Source organism: Rhodococcus sp. DMU2021, from assembly GCF_019641445.1.
Lineage (GTDB): Bacteria > Actinomycetota > Actinomycetes > Mycobacteriales > Mycobacteriaceae > Rhodococcus > Rhodococcus pyridinivorans.
On record NZ_JAIFKB010000002.1, the window covers coordinates 280,413 to 294,243 of the forward strand.

Consider the following 13,831-nt stretch of genomic DNA (forward strand, 5'->3'; position numbering starts at 1 on the left):
ACCTTTCGTTCGCGTATGTACCGACCCGAGGACGGTACGCGCACCGCTCACACCGGGCAAACGATTTTCGCGGCCCTCACGCCGACGAACGCGGTGCTCCGATACCCGGATCGATCGTCACCGGACCGGATGCGGTGGGCGCGACCGGGAAGTTGAAGATCGCCGTCGGAAGATACACCGTGGCACACGAATTCGGGATGTCCACGACACCCGACAAACGTCCCTCGATGGGTGCAGCCCCGAGCAGGAGATACGCCTGCTCGGGGCTGTAGCCGAATTTCGTCAGATAGTCGATGGCGTGCAGACACGCCCGCTGGTACGCCAATTGCGAATCCAGATACCGCTGTTCGCCGTCGAGCGTCACGGACGTGCCGGAGAACGCGAGCCACTCGGAATACTGCGGGTCGGTGTTGCCCGGCATGAAGATGGCGTTCTCGCTCACCCCGTAGGTCTCCATACCGCCGGGGATCAGATCGACGCGCAGGTCGATGAACCCGCCCATTTCGATGGCACCGCAGAAGGTGATCTCGCCGTCACCCTGCGAGAAGTGCAGGTCGCCGACCGACAGATTCGCGCCGTCGACGAAGACCGGATAGAAGATCCGGCTTCCCTTCGTGAGGTTCTTGATGTCCTGGTTGCCGCCGTTCTCCCGCGGTGGAGCGGTGCGCGCCGCTTCGGCCGCGACCCGGTCGAAATCGGCGCCCGACAGGCTGCCGAGAATCGCGCCGTTCGGCTCGGGCGGCAGCGCCAGCGCCGGCTCGCGGTCGGGATCCGTCGCGATCAAAGCAGCTTCCCGAGTGTTCCACGTCGACAGCAGTTCGTGCGACGGCGCCGTCCCCATCAGGCCGGGATGCACGATGCCGGTGAACGACACGTGGGGCACGTGGCGGCTCGTCGCCTTCTGCCCGGAGAAGTCCCAGATCGCCTTGTAGGCGTCGGGGAACTGGTCGGTGAGGAATCCCCCGCCGTTCGTCTTCGCGAAGATGCCGGTGTAGCCCCAGCCCTGCCCGGCGAGCGGACCCGAGTCCTCCTGCGGAATCGGGCCGAGGTCGAGGATGTCGACGATCAGCAGGTCGCCGGGCTTGGCACCCTCCACTGCGAACGGTCCCGACAACGCGTGCACGATGTGCAGCGGGGCATTGCGGATGTCGTCGGCGGAGTCGTCGTTGTGGATCTCGCCGTCGAACCATTCGCGGCAGTGCACGCGGAAGGAATCCCCCGGTTTCAGCATCGCGACGGGCGGGATGTCCGGGTGCCAACGGTTGTGACCGATCTTGTCCTGATCGGTGAACCGGCGGGTCGAATCGAGGGGGAACACGACGTCGGGCACGGGACCTCCTGGAGCGGTGTCTGATTACGGGCGGTGTCTGATTACGGGCGGTGTCGGATCACGGGCGGGGCAACGTTCGATGTCGGGGATCGGTCGTGACCGGCCGCGACGGACGCCTCGACACGCCTGGGAGGGAACCCGAGACGACGTCGGGCTCGGAAGCGGTACGGGCCGTCGCGTCGTGCAGGCGCATCGCTGCCGAATCTCCCCGACCGAGACGCGGTGGGGTGAGAGAGCGACGAGACTGTTGCTCGCACCGCGGGCACGGAGCCGATGCGGAGACTTCGCTCATGGGAACGGAGACGTCGAAGGGCCCGCAGTCGGCACATCGGAACTCGTACAGCGGCATCTGCATCGCCTCTCGCGCGTCGGTGCACCGACCATAACGGACCGAGCGGAAACCCGCGTGTCTACTCCGAATCTTCCTGCCGTCCGGATCTATTCGGTGACGCGCTCCCGTTTCGTCAGCACCAGCGGTTCACCTTCGGTGATCGCGATCGTGTGTTCGCTGTGCGCGGTACGCGAGCCGTCGGCGGAGCGGATGGTCCAGCCGTCCGGGTCGTAGACGATCTTGTCCGTCCCCGCCGCGAACCACGGTTCGAGGGCGAGCGTCAAGCCGGGACGCAGCACGAGCCCACGCCCCTTACGCCCGGCGTTCGCCACGTGCGGATCCTCGTGCATGGTGCGGCCGAGACCGTGACCACCGAATTCGGTGTTGACGGGATAGCCGTACTCGGCGGCGACGGCGCCGATCGCCGCGGAGATGTCGCCCAGGCGGTTGCCGGGGAGCGCGACGGCGATACCCGCGGCCAGCGCCACCTCGGTCGCCTCGACGAGATGCCGGTCCTCGGGACGCTCCGCGCCGACGATGATGCTGCGCGCCGAATCGGCGACCCAGCCGTCGATCGAGACCGCGATGTCCATGCTGAGCAGGTCGCCGTCCCGGAGCACGTAGTCGTGCGGGAGTCCGTGCAGCACTGCGTCGTTGACGGACAGGCAGATGACGTTGCGGAACAGTCCGCTCCCGAACGACGGCGCGTAATCCCAGTAGCACGAGACCGCGCCACGTTCCTCGATCATGTCCCGTGCGCGCTGTTCGAGGTCGAGCAGGTTCACGCCGGGACGGGCGCGGCCCGTCAGGTCGTCGAGCAACTCGGCGATGAACGTACCGGTCACATCCATTGCCGCGATCTCACCGGGGGTCTTCAGTTCCAACACGTGGGCACTCCTCAGGATCACGAGACGGTATTTAAATACCACCCTAACGCGACGGTCGGTATTTTCATACCGACGCGGTTAGACTGCGGGTCATGGTGCGACTCCCCCTGACCCCGGAACAGCTGGCCGCCGGCAAACGCCTGGGCGGGCGGCTGCGCGAAGCCCGAGGCAGCAGGACGCTCACCGAGGTGGCCCGGGCCGCCGACATCTCACCGGAGACCCTTCGGAAGATCGAGACCGGACGACTGGCGACGCCGGCCTTCGCGACGATCGCCGCCCTCGCACGGGTGCTGCCCGTCTCCCTGGACGATCTCGCCGAACTGACCCTTTCCTGCACCGACCTGCAGCGCACCGGATAGCGCCACCCCAGTCGACGTAACAGCGGGAGACATCGGCAGCGATATCAGGAGGCACACCACCGCGACAGCGAAGGGACCCGTATGTCGATGCAGCCTCCGCCGGACGGATACGGCTACGGCTACGGCGCTCCCCCGCCACCCTGGCCCACACCGACCCCGCCGCGACGACCGAAGTGGCCGTGGCTCGTGGGCGGTGCCCTGCTCGTCGCCGTCGTCGCCGCAGTCGCCGCCCTGGTCGTCGTCCTGACCCGCTCGTCCGATCCGGGATCGGAGAGCGCCGTCGCCGCGAGCCCGTCCCCGTCGACCGTGACGGTCACCGTGTCGCCATCCGCAGCCCCGCAGACCGAGGCGGATCCGCCCACCCCGCGAGCGCAGACGAGCCGGCCTGCCACCCCGAGCGACTTCCCGACCAACGGCACCCTGAAGGTCGGAGTCGACATCACCCCCGGCGAATACGCGCTACGCCCGACGGATTCGCTCGGCGGCTACTGGGAACGGCTGTCGTGCCTCACGGGCGACTTCGAGTGCATCACGGCCAACAGCATCGTGCAGGGCAACAGCTACGTCACCGTGCTGCCGGGCGACCTGGCCCTGCGGATCGAGGATCTCGAACTCACAGCAACCGGCAATCCCGCGCCCGCGACCGGACCCGCACGTCCACTACCGCCCGTGTCGGCCTCCGAGGACACCGACCCCCAGGGTTTCGTCGGCATCCCCGAGGCGCGGTGCAACCACACGAATCCCGCCGTCGCCATCGGCCAGACGGCCGACTCGCTCGTCGTGGTGTGCGAGACCGGGGCCGGCCGGTACTACTACAAGGGCGTTCGTACGAACGACGGTGCGGCGATCGAGATCGACGACCCCGTGCCCTCGGGCGACGGTTTCACCGCCACGAACGCCGGTGTGCAGTACAGCATCTCGTCGCGTGCTCTCGTCATCTCCGAGGGGTCGACGGTGCTCGCCGAGGAGCCGATGCTGCAGTACTGGTCGCAGTGATCGGCGGTACCGGTGATCACCGGGGACGCGAGGCCGCCCGCCCCGCGCCGCTCTGCCACACACCGTGCACCCCGCTCGGCCCGATGCCTCGATCAAGAGCGAGCAGCAGGACGGCACATCCGATTCCCGACAGCACCAGGCTCGTGCCGAACAGCGCGGGATAACCGAACACGTCTCCGACCACACCGGCGGTGAAGCCCGCGATGCCCTGCACCACGACGATCGCGCACGCGAGCAGGGTGTAGTCGCTGCCGGCGTGGTCCCTGTCCGCGGCGTCCATCATGAGCGTGAACACCGCGACCGTCGCGGCGCCGCCGAGGACGTGTTCGGCCAGGCTCGCGGAGACGATGAGCCCGAACCCGCCGTAGCCGAGCGACGCGACGACGTACAAGGCGAGGCTCGCCGTCTGGGTCACGCCACCGATCAGCAGGGCTTGCCGACGACCGCGACGGAAGCACAGCCACCCACCGAGGGCGGCACCGCCGAGAGCGCCTGCCGAGGACAGCACACCCTTGACCAGCGCGATCTGCCCGAGGGTGAGTCCCGAGTCGGACATGAACGGACCGACCATCGCCGAGCCCATCGAGTCACCGAACTTGAAGCCGCCGATGAGCAGGATGAACGCGAGCATCCCGGGGCGGCGCAGACGCGTCCACCACGCGACCGTCATGCGGGTCGCGCTTCGCGGTTCCCGATCCGTCGTGGCTCGTCGCTCCGTGCGCGGCAGTCGCCACACCGGGATCGTCGTCAGCACCAGCAGGAACGCCATCGCGAGGAACAGGCTGCGCCAACCCGCGAGGGAGAACACCCACAGCAGCGCTCCCCCACCGACGATCATCCCGATGCGGTACGCACCGACCTGGATGCCGTTCCCCAGCCCGCGTTGTTTCGGTCCGAGCAGTTGCACGGCCAGACCGTCGGTCGCGACGTCCTGCGTTGCCGAGAGGGCGTTGACCACCGCGATGCCGACGAGCAGCCACCGCAGCGTCGACGACAGGTCGAGGCACGCCAGGATCAACGACACCGCCGACGCCGCGAGCTGGAGCGAGAGCAACCACTGCCGCCGGGTCCCGTAGTGGTCGACGTACGGCGCCCACAGGAACTTCAGCGCCCACGGCGCGAAGAGCACACCCGTCGCGCTGATCGCGATCAACGAGAAACCCGACTCGCGCAGCACCACCGGAAGCGCCTGGGTGAAGAACCCGTACGGCAGTCCCTGCGCGAAGTACAGGGCGGCCAGCAGCGCGAGCGTGCCGGTCGGGATGCCGAGCCGGGCCGGTGCAGTCATGCGGACATGGTGGCAGAACGGTGTCGGCCGTCCCCGACGAGCATCTGTGAACCGCGCCTCGCTCTCCGATCGCGCCACCGCCGATCACCCGAGGCGCAGCTCACGTTGCAGCCGATGGGAGGATGGTGCCCGTGCCGATGCCCTCACCCTTGCCCGTCAGGAACGGGGTCGGGCCCACGCGACTGCGTGTTCCGACCTCCGGTCCGTGGTCGACGGTCGCCGAGTACGTCGTCGCACGCTTCGACCATCTCGACGCCGACGATCTCTACCGCCGATTCGACGACGGCGAGATCGTGGGCATCGACGGAGAACCGATCGGTCGCAGCACCGAACTCCGAGAGCACCGGTTCGTCTGGTACTACCGCGATCTGCCCGTCGAGGAACCGGTGCCGTTCCACGAGGAGATCCTGCATGTGGACGACGACCTCGTCGTGGTCGACAAACCGCACTTCCTGCCGACCACTCCGGGCGGGCGCTACCTACGCGAGTCGGCGCTGGTCCGGCTGCGGACCCGCCTCGACAACCCGGATCTGACACCGATCCACCGGCTCGACCGGGCGACCGCCGGGCTCGTGATGTTCTCGGCCCGGCCCGAGACGCGCGGTGCCTACCAGTCGTTGTTCGAGAAGCGCCGGGTCACCAAGGTGTACGAGGCGGTGTCTGCACTGCCGGCGGAATGGGATCCGGCAACGCCGGAGATCGCGGGACGTCCGCTCCCCGTGCTGTACCGCAATCACATCGAGGCGCGGCGCGGTGAGTTGCGCGTCGTCGTCGACGACACCCGCGAACCCAACTCGGAGACGCTGATCGAGGTGCTCGGATCCGGGATGAGCAGGTCGGGACGGGCCGTCCTGCACACCCTGCTGCGCCCGCGCACGGGTCGGATGCATCAGCTGCGAGTACACCTGGCGGCGCTCGGTATCGGGATCCTCGGCGACCACTGGTATCCCATGCTGCTGCCCGAGACACCGGATGACCATTCGCTCCCCCTCCAATTGCTCGCGCGCGAACTCGAATTCGTCGACCCCTTGTCAGGGGTCGAGCGTCACTTTTCCACCCGGCGCAGCCTGGCCGAAGCACCGACCACGCAGGACTGAGGGCGCCCGAACGGATCCTGCTTGATCCTCCGAAAACTCCGACATGCCCGGCTTCACGAAATACGCTGGTAGGCATGACCAAGGTCGTCGACGGTTACCTCCGGTCGCCACTGTCGGGCATCGCACCGTGGATTCTCATGTCCGTCCTGTCGGCCCCGGGACGGTTCGAGGAAGCGGTGTGTTTCGCTCTCGGCCTCGTCCTGCTGACGATGTGGGTGGGCGCGCGACGCGGCATCAAGATACACGCCCTCGACGTGTTCGGCGCGGCGTTCTTCGTCGTGCTGGCCGCGGTGGGCCTCATCGCGTCGGACGGTGTCATCGACTGGATGGAGATCTGGGCGGGTGAACTCACCAACATCGCGCTCGCGGTGTTCGTCGTCGCCACCCTGATCGCGCGCAGACCGTTCACACTCCCCTACGCGAAAGAGGACACGCCCCAGGAATACTGGACGTCTCCCCTGTTCATGAAGATCAACTACGTGATCTCCGCGGTCTGGGCCGGTGCGTTCACCTTCTCCGCCATCGTCGGATTCATCGGCGACGCCGTGATGCGCGACCCGGGCAACTTCTGGACCGGTTGGGTGCTCCAGCTCGCGGCGATCTTCTTCGCGGTCTCCTTCACCGAGTTCTATCCGGACTACGCCGGTGCGAAGTTCGCGGCGTCGCAGGGCGAGTCCGAGCCCGCGCCGTCGCTCCTGAAGCTGATCGACTGGATACCGACGTTCGTGCTGGTCGCGGGGATCTTCGGGTGGGTCACCGACTCGATACCGGACGCGGTCGGGATCGGCATGATCGTCGTCGGCATCATCGGAAGCGCCGTGATCGGCAGACTCTCGTCGAAGACCGAGAAGGCCTCGAAGACATAGCGGACTCGGGAGCAGCAATTCGGTCGATCGGCGGACGGGGCCATTCGAGCCGGTGAGAATGGGGCGAACCCGACCGGCACCCGAAGGAGACCCTTGCGGCGCCCTCGAACGGCTGCGGCGATCCGGCAGGCGCTGGCGTGACCTCGGCGCACCCTACGAACGTGCCCGGGTACGAGTGCTGCAGGGTCGATGCTGCGCCGCACTCGGCGACGACGATGAGGCCCGCCTCGAATTCGACTCGGCAGCATCGATATTCCACGGCCTGCACGCGTTGCCGGATCTACGTGAGCTCCGCGTTCCCGAACTCGCCGACGAACCGAACGGACTGACGCCCCGGGAGGTCCAAGTGTTGCGCGCCGTCGCCACCGGCAGGACGAATCGAGCCATCGCCCACGAGTTCGTCATCAGCAAAAAGACGGTAGCCCGGCACCCGAGCAACATATTCACCGAGCTCGACGTGTCCTCACGAGCAGCGGCGACGGCCTATGCGTACGAGCATCGCCTGCTCTGACTGGTAGAACCGCCCATACGCCGCCACCTTCGATTGCACGCTCCTCCCGACGCGGCCGACGGACCGCAGTAGCTAACGTCGTCGGTGTAGTTCCCTCACTTCGGGGAGTCGTCATGACCGTCCACAGCGCACCCCAACAGATCGACACCGTCATCATCGACGCAGGTCAGGCGGGCCTGTCCGCCGACTACCATCTGGCTCGTCGCGGCCGTCCGTTTCTCATCGTCGACACGAACCGACGCATCGGCGACAACTGGCGCTGCCATTGGAACTCGCTGCGCCTGTACAGTCCCGCCGGCTACGACGGACTGCCCAGCATGCCGTTCCCGAGCGACCCCACACCGCTCCCCCACCAAGGACGAGCTCGCTGACTACCTGGAGTCCTACGCCTCCCGATTCGACCTGCCCGTATTCGGTACAGGACACGCTACACGTCGAAGCGGAACTCCACCGCGTCGCCGTCGGCCACGACGTAGTCCTCGGCCATCGAGTCGGCCGACGTCAGAGCGCCCGTTCGAGTCCAACCTGGGTGCAGCCGTAGCCGAGCCGCGCCCCGAACATCCGAGCCCGCTCGTCGGACGCGTCCACGGCGATCTGCGCGAGCGTGGCACCCCGGTTCCGGCCGTGATCGTGGGCCCACTCGAGCATGGCTGTGCCGATGCCGCGGGAACGTTCGGACGAGGCGACCCGGATTCCTTCGACGAGCAGGCGGGTGGCACCACCACGGAACAGACCCGGCACGATCGTCAACTGCATCGTGCCGACGATCCGGCCGACCTCGTCGCGCACCACCGCGAGGTAGTGCGAGGGGTCGCGGGCGACGGCGTCGTAGGCCTCTTCGTATCGGGCGAGTTCCGCACCGTCGCAGGGGGTCTGCTCGTCGTCGGAGAGCAATGCGACGATCGCCGGTACGTCGGATCGACCGGCACGTTGCACCCGATAGCTGCTGTCGCCCAACCGGATCTGCCCGCCGACCGATTCGCGGGCGCGGGCCTGCAACCGGGCGATGAGCAGGTCCAGCCAGCCACCGACGTGCCGTCGAGCCTCGACGGTATCGGGATAGCGGCACCGCAGGTGCAGACCCGAGTCGTCGAGGATGAACCACAGCATCACCCCGTCGGTGCGGATGGTCGCGCCGACGTACTGCGCCTCGAGGCCGGTGGCGTCGACCCGGACGGGAAGCCTGCGCAGGTCCAGCCAGGAGATCGCGAACATGCCCGGGACCTCCGGCATACCGCCCCACGGGCGCAGGATGTCCTCGAGGGGCCAGGATCCGAGCCGGACCGCCTCCTTGACGGCGTCCGCGGCCGCGCGAGGTTCGGGGACGCACGATTCGAGCACCGAATTGGTGATGAACCAGCCGACGGAGTCGTGCCAGGTGGCGTCGTACCGGCTGTGCACCGGGAACACCGCCCGCAACGGGACTCCGGCCAGTTCGAGGGTCACCTCGGTCATGGCCGCGACCACCAGCGCGAGGGTGGACACCCCGTCGTCCTTGGCCTGGGAGGAGAAGGCGGCGCTGTCGTCGACGTCGAGCACGTCGCGCACCTCCACGCGTTCGCGTTGGAGACTCGCCACTCCGAGGGAGAGCGGGAAGCGCGGCATCACGTCACCGCTGGCGGCGAGCACCTCGGCCCAGCGCTCGTGGACTTCGGCGGGTGCGGCCGGACGGTCCTGCAGTGCCCGGGTGTGTTCCGCGAAGGCCGGTGTCGGCGACAGGGACGGTTCCCGTCCCGCGCGCACGGCGGCGAGGGCAGCGAGCAGGTCGCGGGCCATCACCAGCATCGACCACATGTCGACGTGCGAGTGATCGGCGGCCACCACGACGGTCGGTTCCGTAGCGGTCTCGAGCACGCATAGTCGGTGCGACGGCCGATTGTAGGGCGAACATGCGCTGTCGAGGACGTCCCGGAGGGCGTCGTTGACGGCCTGACCGGGGCCGATCGGATGTTCGACCCAGCCGCCCGGGCGGAACTCGGCCTCGTGCAGGCGCGGCTCACCGTCGTCGCCGTGGGTGAACACCGAGCGCAGGGTGCCGTGCCGCGCGATCACCGCCAGCCACGCGGCTGCGAGGTCGTCGAGCGAGACCGGCTCGAACAGACGGAAGGACAGAGCCATCCAGGAGCCGGGACGATCGCCTGCGCCGACGTGCCGCCGCTGGTCGAACGACACGGGAAGCGCCCGGCCGAGCCCCGCGACGGTGACGTCGTAACCGAGCAGTCGGCCGAACGGCAGGCGCAGGTGCGCCACATTTGTCAGCCGCATGCCGGGTATCCTAGGCGCCTTCTCCAGCAACTGCTTTCCGACATCGGGAGACGACGTGCCGACCTTCAGTGTGCCGGGAGCCGAACTCGACGTGGAGCTGAGCGACGAGGGTGGCCACCCGGTCGTCCAGCTCCACGGACTGACCTCGAGCCGCCACCGCGACCGCCTCATGGACCTCGACCTGGGCCGCGGGCTCAGCGGCACTCGACTGTTGCGCTACGACGCGCGGGGGCACGGCCACTCGACGGGGCGTGCGGTGCCGGAGGACTACCGCTGGCCGGTGCTCGCCGACGACCTACTGCGGCTGCTCGATCACTACTTTCCCGGAGAGCGGGTGCACGGGGTCGGGCCGTCGATGGGCACCGGGACCCTGCTGCACGCGGCGGTGAAGGATCCGGAGCGGTTCAGCAGCCTCACGCTGTTGGTGCCGGCGACCGCCTGGGCCACCCGCACCGCGAAGGCCGCCGAGTACCGGGCCGCCGCCGATCTCATCGAGCAGCAGGGACTGGCGGCGTTCCTCATGCGCGATCTGAATGCACCACGTCCACCGGCCACCGTCGACGCGCCGGAGACCGCCCCCGACGTCACCGAAGAACTGCTGCCGTCGCTGTTCCGGGGCGCCGCGCTGAGCGACCTGCCCGATCCGGAAGACGTGTCCGGCATCGACTTTCCGGTGACGGTGCTGGCGTGGATCGACGACCCCGCCCACCCGGTGTCCACGGCGGAAACGCTCGTGGGTCTGCTCCCCCACGCGAAGCTGGAGATCGCGCACACCCCGGCCGATCTCGCGCAGTGGCCGAGCATCCTCTGCGAGGACGTCGCCCGGCACGGTTGATTCCGTCGGCATAACGATTTCGGTGTTCCCGACCTCGATATACGGGGTCGAGAACACCGAAATGCGGATGACTACGGAGGAACGCCCCGATGGCGTTCGTCAGACGTTGAAGCGGAACTCCACCACGTCGCCGTCGGCCATGACGTAGTCCTTGCCCTCCATGCGGACCTTGCCCTTGGCCTTCGCCTCGGCCATCGAACCGGCCGCGTCGAGGTCGGCGAAGGAGACGATCTCGGCCTTGATGAAGCCGCGCTCGAAGTCGGTGTGGATCACGCCGGCCGCCTTGGGAGCGGTGTCGCCCTTGCGGATGGTCCAGGCACGCGATTCCTTCGGACCCGCCGTCAGGTAGGTCTGCAGACCGAGGGTGTGGAAACCGGCGCGCGCGAGCTGCTTCAGACCGGCCTCGGTCTGACCGATGGATTCGAGCAGCTCCATCGCCTCGTCCTCGTCGAGCTCGAGGAGCTCGGACTCGACCTTGGCGTCGAGGAAGACGGCGTCTGCCGGTGCGACGGCCTTGCGCAGCTCCTCCTTGCGCTCCTCGTTGGTGAGGACGGCCTCGTCGGCGTTGAAGACGTACAGGAACGGCTTGGCGGTGAGCAGGTGCAGGTCGCGCAGCAGCTCGCCCTTCACCTCGGCCTGGGCGGAGAAGATGGTGCGGCCGTCCTCGAGGATCGCCTGCGCCTTCTTCGTCTCCTCCAGCTGAGCGACGAGTTCCTTGTTCTTCCGGGACTCCTTCTCGAGCCGCGGCAGTGCCCGCTCGATCGTCTCCAGGTCGGCGAGGATCAGCTCGGTCGCGATGACCTCGATGTCGGCCATCGGGTCGACCTTGCCCTCGACGTGGACCACGTCGGGATCGTCGAACACTCGCACGACCTGGCAGATGGCGTCGGCCTCGCGGATGTTGGCGAGGAACTTGTTGCCCATGCCCTCACCGGCGGAGGCGCCCTTGACGATGCCGGCGATGTCGACGAACGACACCGTGGCCGGAAGGATGCGCTCGGAACCGAAGATCTCGGCGAGCCGGTTCAGCCGCGGATCGGGCAGTTCGACGACGCCGACATTGGGCTCGATGGTGGCGAACGGATAGTTCGCTGCCAGCACATCGTTCTTGGTCAGCGCATTGAACAGCGTCGACTTGCCGACGTTGGGAAGACCGACGATTCCGAGGGTAAGGCTCACGGAATCGGTATTCTACGCGGCCGCCCGCCGCTCATTTCACCCGCACGGCTCACTTCACCCGCACGCCACCCGCACCAGTTGCGCGATGCGCGCGGCCTGGTCCTCGTCGGGCACGGTCGATCCGTTGGTCGCGACCTCCTGGACCTTCGCGTTCACTTCCTGGTCGGACGCACCCTCGTCGATGAGCGGACAGGTCTCGGTGACGATGGACTCGATGTCCTGTGTCTCCCGGTCGGCCGACAGCTGCGGATAACCGGTACGGAAGGCCGCGACGAAGACGTCGAGCTTCGCCTCGTCGAAGATGTCGCCGGCCCGCTCGGCCGCGCTGGACGCGATGCTCTGCACCGACGAGATGGCACCCTCGGCCTGCTCTTGAACGCTCGTAACGGCGACATCCGCCGACGACCGCACGTCCTCGTTGCTGGAAGTGTCGTCGGAGCTGCACGCGGTGAGCGCGAAAGCGGCGGCGATCGCCACAGTCGCAGCGGACACACGCAGGAGTCGGGTCGTGCTCGTTCGGTTCGTCACGTTTCGAGGATGCCACGGCCGGGGACCCTTCAGCGCCGTTTCCGGCGTGTCGTCCGGACCACGCGCGGCGCTCGGTGACCGTAGATTGGCGACTGTCGATCGGTATCGAGCTCGATACATGTCGGAAGGACCGTCGTTGACCGAATCGAAGACCGCGCCCAGCGGAAACAGCAGTGGGAAGCCGTCGGCGAAGCCCGACCGCGGGAGCCTGCTGGGCACGGGCGGAATCTGGCTCGCCAAGTGGTCGGCCTGCCTGGTCGTCATCGCCGCCGGTGCGGTGGTGATCGGCTGGATCATCGAGAAGATGTGGGTGATCGTGCTGCCGGTCGCCCTCGCGATCGTCGTCTCCACGATCCTGTGGCCGCCCACCCGCTTCATGACCAAACGCGGCGTTCCTCCGGCTGCTGCGGCCGGCCTGACCCTCGTGATGTTCTTCGCGATCGTCGGCGGCATCATCGCCGGCATCGTCCCATCGGTGGTCTCCCAGATGCCAGACCTGGCCAACAAGGCCACCGAAGGCATCAACACCGTGCAGGAATGGGTGAAGGGACCCCCGATCAACCTGCGCGACGAACAACTCGACAACGCCGTCCACGCGGTGGTCGAGCGGGTGCAGGGCAGTGCCGCCACCATCGCGGGTGGTGTCTTCTCCGGTGTGAGCACGGCGGGCTCGCTGCTCGTCACGCTCGCTCTCGTCCTCGTGCTGACCTTCTTCTTCATCAAGGACGGCCCGCGCTTCGTGCCGTGGCTACACCGTGTGAGCGGCGGCCGCGCCGGACGTCACCTCGAAGCGGTACTCGGCCGCATGTGGGACACGCTGGGCGGGTTCATCCGCACGCAGGCCCTGGTGAGCTTCATCGACGCCCTCTTCATCGGTATCGGCCTGCTGATCCTCGGAGTCCCGCTCGCACCCGTGCTGGCGATCCTCACCTTCATCGGCGGATTCATTCCCATCGTCGGTGCGTTCGTCGCCGGTGCGCTGGCAGTGCTGGTCGCACTCGTCGCCAACGGTTTCACGACCGCGATCATCGTGCTGGTCCTCATCATCGCCGTGCAGCAGATCGAGGGGAACGTGCTGCAGCCGGTGCTGCAGTCGCGGTCGATGAACCTGCACGCAGCCGTGGTGCTGCTCGCGGTGACGGCCGGCTCGTCGCTGTTCGGGATCATCGGTGCGTTCCTGGCGGTGCCGGTCGCGGCGGTGGCCGCGGTGGTCATCCGCTACATCGGCGAACAGATCGACGAACGCGCCAGTGATGGCGACGACGACGAGACGAAGGCACTCCCGGCTCCGGGCGACACCTCCGTGCCCGATCCGAAGCCGGCCTCTCCGGCACCCGCCGCCTCCGAGGACTGAGGGGC

14 protein-coding genes and 1 pseudogene are annotated in these 13,831 nt (G+C 67.8%); 8 read left to right on the top strand and 7 right to left on the bottom strand.

Annotated features, from left to right (window positions below; all coding sequences use genetic code 11):
• Positions 1-76 precede the first annotated feature (76 nt).
• The 3 genes from fmdA to map all read right to left on the bottom strand — a co-directional run bounded on the left by fmdA (position 77) and on the right by map (position 2,548).
• Positions 77-1,330, bottom strand: coding sequence for a formamidase (gene fmdA / locus K3M35_RS04655; protein WP_217580043.1), 1,254 nt, complete (start codon positions 1,328-1,330; stop codon positions 77-79).
• 58 nt (positions 1,331-1,388) lie between these two features.
• Positions 1,389-1,685, bottom strand: a complete 297-nt coding sequence (locus K3M35_RS04660) for a zinc ribbon domain-containing protein (protein ID WP_308257054.1) — start codon at positions 1,683-1,685, stop codon at positions 1,389-1,391.
• A gap of 83 nt (positions 1,686-1,768) precedes the next feature.
• The gene (map, locus tag K3M35_RS04665) at positions 1,769-2,548 is read right to left on the bottom strand and encodes a type I methionyl aminopeptidase (RefSeq protein WP_220666049.1); all 780 of its coding nucleotides are present in this window, start codon (positions 2,546-2,548) and stop codon (positions 1,769-1,771) included.
• A gap of 92 nt (positions 2,549-2,640) precedes the next feature.
• Here map and K3M35_RS04670 point away from each other — a divergent pair, with 92 nt between their 5' ends.
• Together K3M35_RS04670 and K3M35_RS04675 are read left to right on the top strand one after the other, a co-directional pair.
• Positions 2,641-2,907, top strand: coding sequence for a helix-turn-helix domain-containing protein (locus K3M35_RS04670; protein ID WP_060651790.1), 267 nt, complete (start codon positions 2,641-2,643; stop codon positions 2,905-2,907).
• 81 nt (positions 2,908-2,988) lie between these two features.
• Positions 2,989-3,903, top strand: a complete 915-nt coding sequence (locus K3M35_RS04675; protein ID WP_193903325.1) for a hypothetical protein — start codon at positions 2,989-2,991, stop codon at positions 3,901-3,903.
• A 16-nt stretch (positions 3,904-3,919) separates the two neighbouring features.
• On the opposite strand, the gene K3M35_RS04680 is transcribed toward K3M35_RS04675, so the two are convergent.
• The gene (locus K3M35_RS04680) at positions 3,920-5,191 is read right to left on the bottom strand and encodes an MFS transporter (protein ID WP_071934545.1); all 1,272 of its coding nucleotides are present in this window, start codon (positions 5,189-5,191) and stop codon (positions 3,920-3,922) included.
• A 122-nt stretch (positions 5,192-5,313) separates the two neighbouring features.
• On the opposite strand from K3M35_RS04680, the gene K3M35_RS04685 reads away from it, so the two are divergent.
• The 4 genes and pseudogenes from K3M35_RS04685 to K3M35_RS04700 all read left to right on the top strand — a co-directional run.
• The gene (locus K3M35_RS04685; RefSeq protein WP_217580044.1) at positions 5,314-6,288 is read left to right on the top strand and encodes a pseudouridine synthase; all 975 of its coding nucleotides are present in this window, start codon (positions 5,314-5,316) and stop codon (positions 6,286-6,288) included.
• 74 nt (positions 6,289-6,362) lie between these two features.
• Positions 6,363-7,154 (top strand): hypothetical protein, encoded by a 792-nt coding sequence (locus K3M35_RS04690; protein ID WP_019287978.1) that lies wholly within the window; start codon positions 6,363-6,365, stop codon positions 7,152-7,154.
• 58 nt (positions 7,155-7,212) lie between these two features.
• Positions 7,213-7,665 carry a LuxR family transcriptional regulator gene (locus tag K3M35_RS04695; protein WP_254707569.1) on the top strand — a complete coding sequence of 151 codons (453 nt, stop codon included), beginning with the start codon at positions 7,213-7,215 and terminating at the stop codon, positions 7,663-7,665.
• 113 nt (positions 7,666-7,778) lie between these two features.
• A pseudogene (locus tag K3M35_RS04700) lies at positions 7,779-8,103 on the top strand (portal protein); the annotation flags it as partial.
• Positions 8,104-8,166: 63 nt separating this feature from the next.
• On the opposite strand, the gene K3M35_RS04705 reads toward K3M35_RS04700, so the two are convergent.
• Entirely contained in the window at positions 8,167-9,930 is a 1,764-nt protein-coding gene (locus K3M35_RS04705; RefSeq protein ID WP_217580045.1) for a GNAT family N-acetyltransferase, read from the bottom strand.
• Positions 9,931-9,985: 55 nt separating this feature from the next.
• On the opposite strand from K3M35_RS04705, the gene K3M35_RS04710 reads away from it, so the two are divergent.
• Positions 9,986-10,765, top strand: a complete 780-nt coding sequence (locus K3M35_RS04710; protein ID WP_064060519.1) for an alpha/beta fold hydrolase — start codon at positions 9,986-9,988, stop codon at positions 10,763-10,765.
• A 99-nt stretch (positions 10,766-10,864) separates the two neighbouring features.
• On the opposite strand, the gene ychF is transcribed toward K3M35_RS04710, so the two are convergent.
• Both ychF and K3M35_RS04720 read right to left on the bottom strand, forming a co-directional pair.
• A complete protein-coding gene (gene ychF / locus K3M35_RS04715) occupies positions 10,865-11,944 on the bottom strand; it encodes a redox-regulated ATPase YchF (protein WP_016693933.1) in 1,080 nt (359 codons plus the stop codon).
• A gap of 54 nt (positions 11,945-11,998) precedes the next feature.
• Positions 11,999-12,436, bottom strand: a complete 438-nt coding sequence (locus tag K3M35_RS04720) for a hypothetical protein (RefSeq protein WP_217580230.1) — start codon at positions 12,434-12,436, stop codon at positions 11,999-12,001.
• A 172-nt stretch (positions 12,437-12,608) separates the two neighbouring features.
• Between K3M35_RS04720 and K3M35_RS04725 the strand changes: the two genes are divergently transcribed.
• Positions 12,609-13,826 (top strand): AI-2E family transporter, encoded by a 1,218-nt coding sequence (locus K3M35_RS04725; RefSeq protein ID WP_225623736.1) that lies wholly within the window; start codon positions 12,609-12,611, stop codon positions 13,824-13,826.
• The last annotated feature ends 5 nt before the right edge of the window (positions 13,827-13,831 follow it).

Excerpts from the sequence above, each read along its gene's own strand:
- K3M35_RS04660 (WP_308257054.1), bottom strand. The coding sequence starts at position 1,685 with ATGCAGATGCCGCTGTACGAGTTCCGATGTGCCGACTGCGGGCCCTTC.
- K3M35_RS04670 (WP_060651790.1), top strand. The coding sequence starts at position 2,641 with ATGGTGCGACTCCCCCTGACCCCGGAACAGCTGGCCGCCGGCAAACGC.
- K3M35_RS04675 (WP_193903325.1), top strand. The coding sequence starts at position 2,989 with ATGTCGATGCAGCCTCCGCCGGACGGATACGGCTACGGCTACGGCGCT.
- K3M35_RS04680 (WP_071934545.1), bottom strand. The coding sequence starts at position 5,191 with ATGACTGCACCGGCCCGGCTCGGCATCCCGACCGGCACGCTCGCGCTG.
- K3M35_RS04685 (WP_217580044.1), top strand. The coding sequence starts at position 5,314 with ATGGTGCCCGTGCCGATGCCCTCACCCTTGCCCGTCAGGAACGGGGTC.
- K3M35_RS04690 (WP_019287978.1), top strand. The coding sequence starts at position 6,363 with ATGACCAAGGTCGTCGACGGTTACCTCCGGTCGCCACTGTCGGGCATC.
- K3M35_RS04695 (WP_254707569.1), top strand. The coding sequence starts at position 7,213 with ATGGGGCGAACCCGACCGGCACCCGAAGGAGACCCTTGCGGCGCCCTC.
- K3M35_RS04705 (WP_217580045.1), bottom strand. The coding sequence starts at position 9,930 with ATGCGGCTGACAAATGTGGCGCACCTGCGCCTGCCGTTCGGCCGACTG.